Source organism: Gluconobacter sp. DsW_058 (genome assembly GCF_002153615.1).
GTDB classification, from domain to species: Bacteria; Pseudomonadota; Alphaproteobacteria; order Acetobacterales; family Acetobacteraceae; genus Gluconobacter; species Gluconobacter cerinus.
In genome coordinates this window covers 72,683-86,459 of sequence record NZ_JOPH01000058.1, presented here as the reverse complement: position 1 = coordinate 86,459, position 13,777 = coordinate 72,683, and the positions used below count along the sequence as shown (strand labels likewise).

General features: G+C 58.2%; 9 protein-coding genes. 1 reads left to right on the top strand and 8 read right to left on the bottom strand.

Features of this window, described 5'->3' with window-relative positions; translation table 11 throughout:
• Positions 1-66: 66 nt before the first annotated feature.
• The 6 genes from HK24_RS11310 to HK24_RS11285 form a co-directional block, all read right to left on the bottom strand.
• Entirely contained in the window at positions 67-972 is a 906-nt protein-coding gene (locus HK24_RS11310) for a TIM44-like domain-containing protein (protein WP_086634553.1), read from the bottom strand.
• On the bottom strand, positions 972-2,303 hold the full coding sequence (locus tag HK24_RS11305; protein ID WP_086634552.1) for a TldD/PmbA family protein: 1,332 nt from the start codon (positions 2,301-2,303) through the stop codon (positions 972-974). Before HK24_RS11305 ends, HK24_RS11310 begins: the two co-directional genes overlap by 1 nt.
• Positions 2,300-3,565: a pitrilysin family protein gene (locus tag HK24_RS11300; RefSeq protein WP_086634551.1), complete on the bottom strand. Its 1,266-nt coding sequence runs from the start codon at positions 3,563-3,565 to the stop codon at positions 2,300-2,302. Before HK24_RS11300 ends, HK24_RS11305 begins: the two co-directional genes overlap by 4 nt.
• Positions 3,566-3,633: 68 nt before the next feature.
• A complete protein-coding gene (gene thrC / locus HK24_RS11295; protein ID WP_086634550.1) occupies positions 3,634-5,034 on the bottom strand; it encodes a threonine synthase in 1,401 nt (466 codons plus the stop codon).
• Positions 5,035-5,056: 22 nt separating this feature from the next.
• On the bottom strand, positions 5,057-6,061 hold the full coding sequence (locus tag HK24_RS11290; RefSeq protein ID WP_233126246.1) for a major royal jelly family protein: 1,005 nt from the start codon (positions 6,059-6,061) through the stop codon (positions 5,057-5,059).
• 37 nt (positions 6,062-6,098) lie between these two features.
• Positions 6,099-6,437, bottom strand: coding sequence for a hypothetical protein (locus HK24_RS11285; protein ID WP_233126245.1), 339 nt, complete (start codon positions 6,435-6,437; stop codon positions 6,099-6,101).
• A 152-nt stretch (positions 6,438-6,589) separates the two neighbouring features.
• On the opposite strand from HK24_RS11285, the gene HK24_RS11280 reads away from it, so the two are divergent.
• Positions 6,590-8,278 carry a tetratricopeptide repeat protein gene (locus tag HK24_RS11280; RefSeq protein ID WP_086634549.1) on the top strand — a complete coding sequence of 563 codons (1,689 nt, stop codon included), beginning with the start codon at positions 6,590-6,592 and terminating at the stop codon, positions 8,276-8,278.
• Here the strand turns inward: HK24_RS11280 and HK24_RS11275 are convergent.
• Together HK24_RS11275 and mutS are read right to left on the bottom strand one after the other, a co-directional pair.
• The gene (locus HK24_RS11275; protein WP_086634548.1) at positions 8,247-11,096 is read right to left on the bottom strand and encodes a [protein-PII] uridylyltransferase; all 2,850 of its coding nucleotides are present in this window, start codon (positions 11,094-11,096) and stop codon (positions 8,247-8,249) included. The genes HK24_RS11280 and HK24_RS11275 overlap by 32 nt on opposite strands.
• Positions 11,093-13,723 (bottom strand): DNA mismatch repair protein MutS, encoded by a 2,631-nt coding sequence (gene mutS, locus HK24_RS11270; protein ID WP_086634547.1) that lies wholly within the window; start codon positions 13,721-13,723, stop codon positions 11,093-11,095. Before mutS ends, HK24_RS11275 begins: the two co-directional genes overlap by 4 nt.
• Positions 13,724-13,777 lie beyond the last annotated feature (54 nt).

Sequence of the window (13,777 nt, the reverse complement as noted above, 5' to 3'; positions counted from 1 at the left end):
GAGGGGTTATTACCCTCGCTGCAATTTTCTATGTGATTACACTGATCCGTTTCTAAGAACGGGCTTTCAGCCAGCCTGCTGGATGGCTGAAAGGATCCAGTTGCCGCGCCCGTCTGCGCGGACAAACGTCCAGAGTTCCGTAACGGTTACGGGCTCTGTTGAGCTTCCATCAATCACATTGCCAAACGAGTCGGTTGTGACGTCCGTCATGGAATAACGCATGGCAACCGTTGCATAGGTCAGGTTGCGTTCACGCCAGGCTTCAGACAGATCGCCGCGTTGAAACTGAACATTGGAGACAATGTTACGTGCGCCACGGCTGGCGAGATCGGAAAGCTGTTCGTTGAAGTATCCAGCCATTTCCGGTGTGGTCATGCTGGAAAGCGCACGTGTGTTCTGTGCACTCCAGGCTGCCTGGATATCAAGAAGGAGGCGCTGGAAGCTGGTATAATCGTCGTTGCTCAACGTGACGGGCGCGCTTCCTCCAGCCGCACTGAACGGAGCACTGCCAGACATCCCGTTTGCTGCCATCTTGCGACGATTAAACAGCCGAAGAACGAACATAATCAGCGCACCAATCACGAACACCTGGAACAAAAATCCAAGGAATGACGTGCCGCCGTTCATGCCACCAAAGAACCCGTGCCCACTCAGCATTCCGAACAGACCAGCGCCCAGCAGGCCTCCTGCAAAACCTGTCATGAAAGGATGGCGGTTTGGAAAGGACGGGCGATAACCCGGCGTCATGGGAGCCATCGGACGGGGAGCGGTCTGTGCACCATAGTTGGACTGCGGCGCCATTGTCCGGTCCATTGGGCGTGTCCAGCTCGGCGTGATGGATGTCCGTGGAGGCGCACTCCAGGTGCGTGAACCACGGCTCCCCATAGAGGCCCCGCCACCCGGACGGGCATCGGCGGAACCCAGCACGCAAAGTAGCGCACAGGCGACGGAGAAAAGACGAAAATTACGCATCAAAGTCCTGCAATGCTCATGCCATCAATCCGGATGCTCGGCGCATTCACGCTGCTCCGGAAGGAAAGATCACTGGCTGGAACCATACGGGAGAACATGTCCCGAAGATTTCCAGCAATCGTGAGTTCCGCAACGGGCTCAGCAAGCTCGCCGTTACGGATCATGAAGCCGGAAGCCCCTCGGCTGTAATCACCCGTCAGCATATTGATGGATGACCCCATGAGTTCCGTGACCAGTATTCCTTCCTTTATATCGGAACGCAGATCCCCTGCGGAAAGATCACCTGGTTCAAGATGAAGATTTGTCACACTTGGGCTCGGTGGACCTGAAACGCCTCTGCTTGCGCGCCCGTTGGACCGCAGATCAAGCTGACGGGCGCTTCTGGAATCCAGCAGCCATGTGGTGAGAACGCCGTCCGAAATCAGATCCAGAGCTGTCGCAGGGCAGCCTTCACCGTCGAAGGGGCGCGAGCCCGCACCACGAATACGGCGAGGATCGTCACGGACTGTCAGGCCAGCGGACAGAATACGCGTCCCCATGGCGTCTTTCAGGAATGACGTGCCTCTCGCAACGGATGCGCCATTGATGGCACTCGCCAGATGACCCAACAGGCTGGAGGAAACCCGCGGATCATAAATGATGCTGTATGTGCCAGTCTTTGGACGAGAGGGGTTCACGCGCGAGACAGCACGTTCTCCTGCCTCACGGCCGATAAGGGCAGGCGCGTCCAGATCTTCCAAATGGACAGTGCCGTGATGAGCGTAGTCCCGCTGCATCAGCGCGCCATCACCGGCCAGTACGCTGGCGCTGATGGAGTGCCCAGTACGGCTGTAACGCCCCATGAAGCCCGCAGACGTACCAAGCGCAATAACTGTGCGGCCATGTCCGGCAGAAGCGCCGTTGGTATTGGTAACACCCGATACAGCCAGGGCAGCGTCTTCTGCTTCCCGAGCACGTGCCAAGAGCGCGTCCATGTGCGGTGCTGCCGTGTCTTCCAGATCCAGACCGGACGCATCAAAATGTCCAACCATGCTGTCAGGCGCAAGACCGCCAAAGCGGTCTTCTGGCACGACGAGCGCCATGGCACAGGCCTGTTCTGCCAGCCGATCAAACTCGGCCTCATCCAGAACGCTGGTTGACACTGATGCGGCTTTTTGGCCCCGAAAAACACGGAGACCAAGCGCGACACTTTCTGAGCGCTCTATGCCTTCAGGGACACCTTTCCGAACCATCGCGGATTCGGATTCATTTCTGATGAACACGGCATCGGCGTGATCGGCACCATGTCGTTTGGCAGCGGCGAGGAGGGCCTCAATGGGCGTAGTGGTCATGCAGCAAGCCTCGCAGTGATGTCTTCAATGGCAGGCACATTCTTCACGGGCCCAATAGCCGTGAAAGTTGGGGTGCCTGCAAAGATGGTCTTCGCAACCCGAAGAATGTCAGCTTCCGTTACGGCATCAATTTTGCCGACTGTCTCCGTAACAGGAACAGGGCGGCCATGAACCTGGATCTGGCGTGCCAGCTGTTCACACCGGCTACCCGTGCTCTCCAGAGACATCAGCAGGGATGATTTGAGCTGCGCACGGGCACGAGAAAGCTCTTCAGGTGTCAGGCCGTCCTGAAGGCGCTTGAGTTCGTCAATCATGACTGGCACCAGCTCAGCCACCTCGGCTTCGCCCGTTCCCGCATAAAGTCCGAACAGACCACTGTCGCTGAATGGGGAGGCAAACGAATAGACGCTGTAAACCAGCCCGCGGCGTTCGCGAATTTCCTGAAAGAGCCGCGAAGACATGCCGCCGCCCAACAGGGTGGACAGGATCATGACAGCGTAATGATCAGGGTGGTGATAGCTGACGGATGGAAAGCCCATCACCAGGTGGGCCTGATCAAGTTCGCGCGTGGTGCGGATGTCACCCCCGGCATAGTCCGCATTGCGGGGCGTTGGGGTCTGATGAGTGGGAAGGTCAGCGAAGTGCTCTTTCACGAGATCCACGACCTGCTGGTGATGCAGATTGCCGGCCGCGGCGATCGTGATGTTACGCGTGGTGTAATGTTCACGCATGTAGCCCATCAGCGTCTCACGCGTCATGCCGGAAACAAGCTCTTCGGTTCCTAGCGTCGGGCGGCCCATCGGTTGAGCCGGGAAGGCGCATTCCTGGAAGTGATCGAAGATGATGTCATCTGGTGTATCGTTGGCCTGACCGATTTCCTGGAGGATGACACCACGCTCACGATCGATTTCAGCATCCAGAAACGTGCTGTGCGTCAGAATGTCGCCGATAATGTCTACACCAAGCGTCAGATCCTCCTTGAGGAGCTTGACGTAATACGCGGTGGTTTCCCGCGCAGTGTAAGCATTGATATGACCACCGACATTCTCGATTTCTTCGGCAATACGGGCTGCGGACCGTCTTTCTGTGCCTTTGAAGGCCATATGCTCGAGAAAGTGGGAGACGCCGTTGTTTTCGGCAGTTTCGTCGCGTGTACCGATCGAAACATAGGCGCCGAAGGATACGGTCTCAACGCGTTCCATGCGTTCCGTGATGATGGTCAGACCGTTGTCGAGCGTGGTGACTTCAATCGTATCGGGCATGAGTTTCCGTAAAATCATAAAAAGACAGGCTCCCTGAGATGGGGAGCCTGTAGGAAGGAACAAGCCTGTCAGTGGCGGCGGATATGGGTGCGAACCGCATCCTGAATACCGGCGAGCTGACTGCTCATGGTGTCATAGCGCTCTGGGCGCTCGAAAAGATCAGCGAGGTGAGGCGGCAGAGCAGCCTTGATTCCGGTCGCTGCGAAAACAGCATCTGGGAATTTGGCAGGATGTGCAGTGGCTGCCGCAACCATCGGAATGCCCGGCTCCTGAAAGCGCTTGCCAACCGCCAGGCCGATCGCCGTATGGGGATCCGCCAGATAGAGGCTTTCGCTGTAGAAGTGACGCATGGCTTCGCTGGTCTGCTCATCACTGAGCGTCATGCCGTCAAAGACGTCTTTCATGCGCGTCCACGCATCGTGTGGTACGGCCATTCGGCCAGTTTCACGGAATTCTTTCATGATCGCAGCGCAACGCGTCGGGTTGCGGTCCAGAAGTTCGAACAGCAGACGTTCGAAATTGGACGAGACCTGAATGTCCATGGACGGCGAGAGGCTTGGCTCCACCGTACGGACGCTCATATCGTTTTCAATCAGGAAGCGCGTGAGAATGTCATTGCGGTTCGACCCGATGCACAGGCGACGGATGGGGAGACCCATCTGGCGTGCGGCCCAGGCTGCCAGCACATTGCCGAAATTGCCGGTCGGAACGGAGAAAGACACTTCGCGGTCTGGTGCGCCTAATGCCAGCGCTGCCCGGACGTAATACGGGATCTGGGCGGCGATACGGGCCCAGTTGATGGAGTTGACGGCGGAAAGAGAGACTTCGTCGCGGAACGTCGTGTCTGCGAAGAGGGCCTTTACCATGTCCTGACAGGTATCGAAGTCACCCTCGACGGCAATGTTCAGGATATTGTCGTCCGGAACCGTCGTCATCTGGCGGCGCTGAACTTCTGATGTCCGGCCTTTGGGGTGAAGAATGACAACGGACAGGCGCTCGCGGCCACGGCAGGCTTCGATGGCAGCCGAGCCCGTGTCACCGGATGTCGCACCGACGATCGTAACTTTCTGGTTCCGCTGGGTCAGGACATGATCGAACAGGCGGCCGAGCATCTGCATCGCCATGTCTTTGAAGGCGAGCGTAGGACCATGGAACAGTTCAAGTGAGAAAAGGTCCTGCTCCACTTCGCAAAGCGGCGCGACAGCGGCGTGATCAAAGCCCGCATAGGCGTCGCGGGCCATGTCGCGAAGAGTATCGCGGTCAATGGCGCCGTCGGAAAACAGGGAAATGACTTCGGCAGTCAGGTCCGCGTAGGAGAGCGTGCGCCATTCACGGAACGTCTGGGCGCTGATTTTTGGCCAGCTCTCCGGCATGTAGAGACCACCGTCTCCAGCAAGGCCGGCAAGGAGGATGTCGGAGAAGTTGGGTGCGTCGGCGGTTAGGTCGCCGCGAGTAGATCGGTAGCGCATGGGAAGTTTATATCACGACCTTCTATGGCAAGGCGATGCGAAGAATGTGCGGTTTTCCATCTTCTGATGTCAGAACGGCAACCTGATGACTGTCAGAAACCGCCAGTGCTCCAGCCTCGAGAAGGCGAGTATCCCGGATGAGGATCAGAGGATTGCGTTCGCTGCCGAACTGAAGGAGAGCGCCATCCGTAAGGTCAGACATATAGAAGACGTTTTCAGGGCTTAGGGTGATGCCGCCGAGGCTCGGCGTATCGCGCCATTCCACAATGCCATCAAGCTGCTCAACGGGCGTGAAAGCCGGATCTGTCAGGAGGGAGGCATCAATCCGATACAGGGGGCCGCAGGCGGGCATGTAAAACAGCCATTGCCCCTTGGCGTCGAGCGCTAAAAGCCGAACATTTCCGCCAGTCAGAGGGTGCCCGTCTGGTCCGTTGGTAATTTGTGCGTTGCGCGTGAACGGTCTGCGTCCTGTGACGGAGGGATCATAGGGCAGAAAGCGCTGTGCTTTACCGTTCTTCAGGGAAACGACAACGAGGGCCGGTTTTCCTTCATCCGTCACATAGGCAAAGCTGCCATGGACCTGAAGTGCCGTGAGATTGCTGCCTTTCAGCGTTCCACCGACGAATGGCACCTCTCCAATGAGCTTTCCATCCACAGAGAGATGAACAAGCTTAGCCTGAGGCGATACTGCTAGGCCCCAGTAATCCGATCCTGCCTGCGTCAGAAATGCGAGGGGTGAGATTTGTTCCTGCGCAGCGGTATCAATCGGAAACGGATGAGTGTGATTTTGGGAATCGAGTAAAACAGGGCGACCCTCTTCACTCAAAGCCAGGAAAGTGTCTGCGCCATGTGGAAGCAGGGAGCCAAGCTGAACACGCTCAAGCGCAGCATCAGCAACAATCTGTGCTGACTGCGGAGCATCTTTCCAAGGATGGTCTGCATAAGCAGGTGAAGAGAACAGACCAGCAGCGCCCAGAAGGACGCTCGCGACGGAATATACAAACCGGCTTTTCATAGCTCCAGACATCGGCCCGTCCAGAAAATTTGGCAAGCCTCAAACAGGACTAATAATCCAGCGTGGCTTCTCGCTCCGTTTTTTCTTCTCGGGTTTTCGATGAAAGAATGCGGGCTGCATGACGTTGCACGGGCGACAGTGCCGGTCGTGGGTTGGACAGCCAGGGGGCGTGTTCATGCTCAACCGGGAAAAGCACGGCTGCATGCATAAGCAACGCCGCATCTACGGTCATGCATTCAATGGACCAGCGTTGGTCGGGCATCCGGGCAATGTAATGACCGGATGCCGTTTGTCTGATTTCAATAGGGAACGTGCGCGTGGTCATACCCTGGCGCACAGTTGCATAAACCAGGCCCGGAACGCTGCCTGTCCGTTGTTCAAGATGCATGGTCAGACGCCTCTGGCTAGTCTTGTTACAAGACGTTATGACGCCGAGAGTCTAAAAATTTCGTTAACGCCTCATGGTGTTTCTTTGGGTTGTCTTGCCGAAATCTTCTCGAAGGAATGGATTTTCAGGGCATTTGGCCGCATCACTGACGCATGACAGGTCATTACAAGCCAGATCCGACGCGTTTTGCTTTTGACTGCTTCGCCAGAGGCGACCTCGCGAGCGCCGAAAAATCCTTTCGTGACATCTTGGCTCATGACCCTGCGCAACCTGATGCATGGCACGGCATGGCCTGTCTGGCTCGTGCTCGCGGGCAGAATGCGACAGCTATTGCGATGGCGGGACGGGCTTTGCAGGCTGGTGGCATTCCAGCATCAAGATCAGCGCGTGTTCATATCACATTGGGGTTGGCACTCGCTGCAGAGGGCCACTTTGAACCCGCACGTGCGGCGCTCTCCGTAGCGCGAACATTGCAGCCTGCTGACCCGCGCGCCCATGCCGCGAGTGCTGAAGTCTTTTTGCTGCTGGGGCAGCGTAAAGAGGCTTGTGAAGCTCTGGAGGAGGCGTGCGCCCTTGCGCGAGACGATGTCGAATATCTCACAAGGCTTGGTGAAATCTATCTGCAGGATGGGCGTCCGGATAAGGCACTTTTCAGTTTTGACAGAGTGACGAAACGTGCGCCGCGCGATGGGCGTGGCTGGGCTAATCTCGGAGCGGCATTTTTTGAAAGCAGACTTTTAGAGTCAGCCCTGCAGGCTTTGGAAAAGGCATGTGAGTTGGGAGCCCGAACCGGAGCAACTGTGAATAGTCTCGGCTTGGTTCAGATGGCTCTTGGGAATTTGCCGGAAGCACGCCACGCCTTGGAAGAAGCACTGGGCTTTGCTCCCGAGGATGCCCGGATCGCCAATAACCTTGGAACGGTTCTGATGGAGATGGGCGAGGAAGAGACAGCCAAGCGGCTTTTTTCGGTCATCGCTGATCGGACGTCTGGTTACGAGCAAGCCCAGGCTCGCTTCAATCGCGCGACTATTTTGCTGGGAGACGGCGAATTTTCGGAAGGCTGGCTGGAATTTGAAAGTCGACATCGCCTTCTGAATACGCCGCAGTCTTCTCCAGTGTGGGACGGCTCCGAAGGTGAATTGCCGATTGCTGTGACGGCAGAGCAGGGTCTGGGAGATAGCATCCAGTTTTTGAGGTTTCTGCCTTTAGCCGCCACCAGACGACCTCTCCGACTGCATGTGCCAGTGGCTGCGTTAGTAAGCCGGATGCCTACGATGGACCATGCTCGGATTCTGGAACCAGAAGGACCTGTCGCAGGAGAAATCAGTCTTCTGAGCTTACCATTTGTTCTGGGGCTGGCGGGCCAGGGAGGAACAGCGCCTTATCTGGAGTCTGCGTCGATCCCGCAACCGCGGGTTGTTGGACTCTGCTGGGCGGGAAATCCGTCTTACAAGTTTGATCGGCGTCGCTCTCTAAGCCTGAGATGGTTGGAGCCGCTGCAACGTGTTGAGGGCGTTCGTTTTGTGTCCCTTCAACAGGGAAGTTGCCCGGAATGGATGGAAAAGGTCTCTCTCGAAACACCCGAAGAGCTTGCGGACGCTGTAGGGCGGTGCTCGCTTGTTATTAGTGTGGATACCGCGGTGGCACATATGGCCGGTGCCGTGGGGCGCCCGCTTTGGCTGTTGAATCGCCGAGGCGGTGACTGGCGCTGGAAAACAACTCCCTGGTACCAGAATGTGCGGCAATTCAGACCAGAAGGCTTCCTGCCAGAAGCGTGGCCACCCGTTGTGGAACAGGTGGCCGAAAACCTCAGGGAGTGGGCGCAGCAACAGCCTTCTTGACGGTTTGTGACGTCAGGGAAGCAAGGAGTGTCTCACGTATGTGAGACAGGCGCGTTGGATCTGTGATCTTCATGCCCAGAAGGTCACGAACATAGAAAACGTCCACAGCCCGCATTCCATAGGTGGTAATGTGAGCAGAGGAAATCTGAAGCGACTGCTCGCTCAGCGTCGTTGTGATGTCATGGAGCAGGCCAGATCTGTCACGACCATTGATCTCGATGACGGTGTGCCGGTCCGAAGCGGTATTATCGATCACTACACGGGGTGGAACGTGAATAGCGCGCATCCGACGGGAAGCTCCGCGATGACGCGCCTCTGCGATACCCTTCTTCAGGTCGAGGCGACCAGACAGGGCCTGTTCGACCAGATGATTAAGACGCCCAAGCTGGTGAGGATCTTCAAAGGAACATCCATCAGCGTCCTGAACCCAGAAAGTATCCAGAGCCATGCCATCGCTGAGGGTGTGAATGCGCGCATCAACGATGGATGCGCCTGCGACAGCAAGGGCGCCAGCAATCTGTGAGAACAGCCCTGGATGGTCAGCACAGAGCACTGTCAGCTCCGTCACGCCGCGTTCCGGAATTGGATAAGCCTCGACCGTGACCGGTGAGCGATATCGGTCCGAATCGTGGATCATGCGCGCATGGCGCATATGGGTATCGGTGTCGAAACCGAGCCAGTAGCTGGGATATCCGAGAGCCAGAAAGTGCTCGATACTGCTTTCTGGCAGCAGCGAGCTCAGACCATCTCGGGCCAATTCACGAGCATGCGTGACGCGGCCGTCCTGCTCCGTTGCGGCCAGTCCGCCTTCCAGAACTTCTGCTACGCGGGAAAACAGCTCACGTAGAAGCGTGGCCTTCCATGCATTCCAGACTTTGGGGCTGACGGCGCGCATGTCCGCGATTGTCAGGAGGAGGAGAAGGCGAAGGCGTTCCGGAGACTGAATGGTGTCTGCGAGATCAAGGATCGTCCGGGGATCATCAATGTCTCTGGTGAATGCTGTCTGGGACAGCAGCAGATGATGCAAAACCAGCCATGAGACTGTCTCTGTCTCTTCAGGATCCAGACCCAGTTGTGGGCAGATGGTGAGGGCCAGATCCGCCCCGAGCTCCGAATGATCGCCGCCACGGCCCTTGGCAATGTCATGGAGAAGAACCGCGACATAAAGGGCCCGGCGTGAGCGCAGATCCTTGGCGAGCCCATAAGCCAGCGGGATCTCATCCGCCATATGACCCGCTTCGATCTGGCCCATCATACGGACGGCCTCGATGATGTGCTCGTCCACCGTATAGATGTGATAGCTGTCGAACTGCATTTGGCCGACAACGCGTGACCAGTCCGGAAGCAGGCGACCGAGCAGGCCGGTTTCGTTCAGAATGGGAAGCCAGAACGGAACGGTTTTTGTCTCATCCGCACTCGGTTCACAGAGCAGATTAAGAAAGATCTGCGCTGTTTCCGGATCATCCCGCAGTTCAACGGCATGCCGTTCGTTGCGGATAAGCTGCTGAATGGCAAGTGGGTGCAGTTCCAGATCATGCCGGCGCGCGCAGTCCAGCATTCGGAACATATCACGCGGGTTCTTCGCAAACGTGACCGGATCAACAGGGCAGAGGCGTCCGGCAATACGTTCGAAACCTTCTGGCCCTGGGAGTGCTTCCGGATGAGTGTCGCTTGCCTGATCCTGCAGGCGCATCAGCACGATCGGCTGAAGAACATGCGTCAGGCGCATGACGTCCCGTGCTGTCAGGAAGTAGTGTCGCATGAAGCGCTCGACACCGCGCTGACGTCCGTGCGTGGCATAGCCCATCCGGCCACCGATGACGGGCTGAACGTCAAAGGTGAGCCGCTCTTCCGCGCGGCCGGTGATGTAGTGAAGGTGCAGCCTGACAGTCCAGAAAAAATCCCACGCACGCCGGGCGCGGTGGGTTTCACGGTTGGTCAGGAGGCCAAAGGAAATAAAGGATGGTGTCGGGACGGCTTCGGCAGGGGCCGTGCTCTGGTCTGGCGTTGTAATGGCGCAGCCAAGAGCAGCACGGCCCATCCAGTTCAGCGTTTGAAGATCACGGAGGCCGCCGCGGCCTTCCTTGATGTTCGGCTCAACCATGTATGGGTTGTCACCAAAACGGCGATGGCGCAGCTCACGCTCTTCAATCTTGCCACGGACGAAATCGCACAGCGTGTCGTTCTGGAGGTCCGCGCCAAGGGCTGAGCGGAGATTACGGGCGAGCGTCCGGTCACCATAAAGGGGGCGCAGGTCCAGAAGGGCCGTGCGGATGGTCAGATCTTCGGCCACGTCCTTGATGCAGGCGCTGATGGAGCGCGTCGCATGACCGACTCGGAGGCCAAGATCCCAGAGGGCATAGAGAATGAACTCAATGCGTGTGGTCAGGGCCGGAGATGCATCTTCCGGAATGAGAAACAGGATGTCGATATCACTGAAGGGGGCGAGAAGGCCCGCTCCATAGCCGCCGGTGGCACACAGACAGAGTGGCTCTTCGGAGGACGCATTGTCCTGGGCGGCAGAAAGATCAGCCAGCGCACAGACAACGCTGTCGGCCTGAGCCGCGAGCGCGCGTGCCGCATCGATCCCCGAGATCAGGCGCTTTTCGAACCTGATGCGGATATCTGCATGGCCATTGCCAAGATGACGACGAAGGATGGAGAGGACGTCATCTCGGGACGTCAGCCCCTGTGCGGCGGCAGTCTGAAGAGCTGTTTGCAGCGACGGGGTCATGGCTTTGCGGTCAGACAGGGTCGTATCCGTATCGTCAGCGAAAGGGGAGGGAAGACTTTCGCCCCAGAAACCAGCACTTTTCAAGTCCTGTCTCCTGTAGCGAGGCGTTTAAGATCATATAGCGCGGCTAGCGCCTCTCGGGGAGATAGATCATCCGGATTGATGGTTGTGAGCGCATCGAGGGCCGGAGAGTGCAGAACCTGCGGCTCCGGGGCGTCTTCTGATGCGTCTGCAACGGCTTCGAACAAAGGCAGCGAAGAGCGGGCTTCAGCCTGTTCACGTTCGAATGTGCTGAGAAGCCGGGAAGCACGGTTCACCACCGATTGCGGAATCCCGGCCAGTTTGGCCACATGAAGGCCCCAGCTCTTACGGGCTGAGCCAGGACGGACTTCATGCTGGAAAATGACTTCGCCGCGCCACTCTTTGACGGCCATAGTGTACGGAGCCAGACGCGGCAGAAATTCGGTCAGAGCGCCCAGCTCATGGAAATGCGTAGCGAAAATCGTGCGCGAGCCAAGTTGGGTATGGAGCGCTTCAAGCGTTGCCCAGGCAATAGAGAGGCCATCCAGCGTTGCCGTTCCACGTCCAATTTCGTCGACGACGACAAGAGATTTGGGACCAGCCTGATTGAGAATGGCAGCGGTTTCAGTCATTTCCACCATGAAGGTGGAGCGCCCACGCGCCAGATCGTCTGCACCACCCACACGCGAAAATAGCCGGTCCACAACACCAATACGGGCGCTTTTCGCCGGAACCGGCAGCCCGGCCTGCGCCATGATCACGGCAAGAGCAGTCTGGCGGAGGAATGTGGATTTACCCGCCATATTCGGGCCGGTGAGAAGCATGGCGCGGTGTTCTGGGGGAAGAGCGCAGTCATTGGGAATGAAGCGTGCGTCCGCGCTGCCGGTTTCTGTGAGGGCGGCTTCGACAACGGGATGTCGGCAAGCGACCAGCTCGAAATCGGTATCGGCCGTGACCGTTGGGCGGCACCACGATCCTCCCTCTGCCAGAATTGCGCAGGATCGTAAGACGTCTGTCAGGGCAAGATGTTCTGCGACCTTGTCCAGCGCTGGAGTTTCGAGGATGCGGGTGCAGAGCGCTGTGAAAAGGCGGCGCTCCAGCGTGCTCGCTTTGTCTGCTGCTTCGAGGATGGCGCGATCCAGCGCAGCGAGTTCTTCGGTGGAGAAGCGTGCGAGGCTCGCTGTGCCCTGTCGGAAAGAAAGCTCAGGTCGTTCTTTCAGCTTCGCCCCGGCTGCGACAGGGACCTCGATGACGTAACCCAGTTGAGCATGATGGCGGATCTTGAGATTGCCGATCCCGTACTCTTCGGAGAGGCGCCCCTGAAGTGCTGCGACGATCCGTCTGCTTTCATCCCGGAGTGTCCGGTATCGATCCAGCTCGGCATCAAATCCGACGGCGATGAAACCACCGTCCTCGATGCGTGCAGGCAATTCTTCCGCAAGCGCAGCTCTCAGCGTGTCCAACAGGGCATCGGCGCGGCCATAAAGGCCAGCCGTCAGCGTGCGAATCAGAGACGGTGTGTTTTTGTCGCAGGCTGGCTGGAAAAGGGCTGTCAGGTCGTCAGCGGCAATCAGAGTATCGCGAATGGATGCGAGATCGCGCGGTTGGCCACGTCCTGCCGAAAGGCGGCCGAGGGCGCGAGCCGGGTCTGGTGTGCGTTTGAGAATATCGCCCAATGCGGCTGTAAAACCCGGAACGGATTGAAGCCACAGCCATGCGTTCTGACGCTCGGTGATGGTGATGGCGTCAGTGAGTGGAGAGGAAATCCACTGAGAGAGCAGGCGGGAGCCTGCTGCTGTGACAGTGCGGGAGATCACACCGAACAGGCTGTATTTCGTCTCCCCATCACGGGTACGCAGGATATCGAGGCTGGCGCGGGTTGCTGGGTCGATCCCGAGCACGCCGCTGATGCCCTGCGGCATCGGACGCGAGAGTCTGGGAAGCGCTCCGGCCTGACTGCGCTGCACATAGTGAAGTGCCATGGCACAGGCGATGGCCTGCTCGTCCGGGAAGTCTCCGAGCGCATCAATCTGTGCCACCCCGTAGGCGCGGGAAATCAGAGTGCGGGCGCTATCCAGAGACGGCGGAACAGCGACTGGTGCAAGCCGGCTGGCGTGGTCTGCCGGGATGAGTTCCGGATCTGAAAGAACTTCCGCAGCGTCCAGGCGGGCCATCAGCTCTGGAAGGGCGACTTCAGGCACGGACGTTGTCTCGAACGCGCCTGTAGAAATATCGATCCAGGCTGCGCCAATCATTTTGGAGCGGCGGTCTCCGGAGCGGGCAATAGCCAGAAGCAGATTGGCGCGGCCAGCTTCGAGCAGTTCGTCTTCCGTCAGAGTGCCCGGAGTGACGACACGGACGATCGCACGGGGAAGCGGGCCTTTCTGGCCTTTTTGCGGTGCCTGCGTTTGCTCAGCAACAGCAACGCGAAAGCCTCGGCGAATCAGACGAGACAGATAGGCCGGTGCCGCTGCAACCGGAACGCCGCACATGGGAATCGGCTCGCCGTTGTGATTGCCCCGTGCTGTCAGCGCGATATCGAGTGCCATCGCGGCGGCTTGGGCATCTGCGAAGAATAGCTCGTAGAAATCACCCATTCGGAAGAACAGAAGAGCATCTGGCTCCTGATGCTTGAGCGCGAACCATTGCGCCATGGAAGGCGTGGCATTGGCGGCAGAAGGCAGGGGCATGAACGTGCCGATGGGTCCGGTCTCCGGTGGTGAGATATGAGGAGGGGAGGGGAA

What these genes read in the sequence shown, in the direction of transcription:
- HK24_RS11305 (WP_086634552.1), bottom strand. Translation starts at nt 2,303, where the DNA reads ATGACCACTACGCCCATTGAGGCCCTCCTCGCCGCTGCCAAACGACAT.
- HK24_RS11280 (WP_086634549.1), top strand. Translation starts at nt 6,590, where the DNA reads ATGACAGGTCATTACAAGCCAGATCCGACGCGTTTTGCTTTTGACTGC.
- thrC (WP_086634550.1), bottom strand. Translation starts at nt 5,034, where the DNA reads ATGCGCTACCGATCTACTCGCGGCGACCTAACCGCCGACGCACCCAAC.
- HK24_RS11310 (WP_086634553.1), bottom strand. Translation starts at nt 972, where the DNA reads ATGCGTAATTTTCGTCTTTTCTCCGTCGCCTGTGCGCTACTTTGCGTG.
- HK24_RS11290 (WP_233126246.1), bottom strand. Translation starts at nt 6,061, where the DNA reads ATGTCTGGAGCTATGAAAAGCCGGTTTGTATATTCCGTCGCGAGCGTC.
- HK24_RS11300 (WP_086634551.1), bottom strand. Translation starts at nt 3,565, where the DNA reads ATGCCCGATACGATTGAAGTCACCACGCTCGACAACGGTCTGACCATC.
- mutS (WP_086634547.1), bottom strand. Translation starts at nt 13,723, where the DNA reads ATGCCCCTGCCTTCTGCCGCCAATGCCACGCCTTCCATGGCGCAATGG.
- HK24_RS11285 (WP_233126245.1), bottom strand. Translation starts at nt 6,437, where the DNA reads ATGCATCTTGAACAACGGACAGGCAGCGTTCCGGGCCTGGTTTATGCA.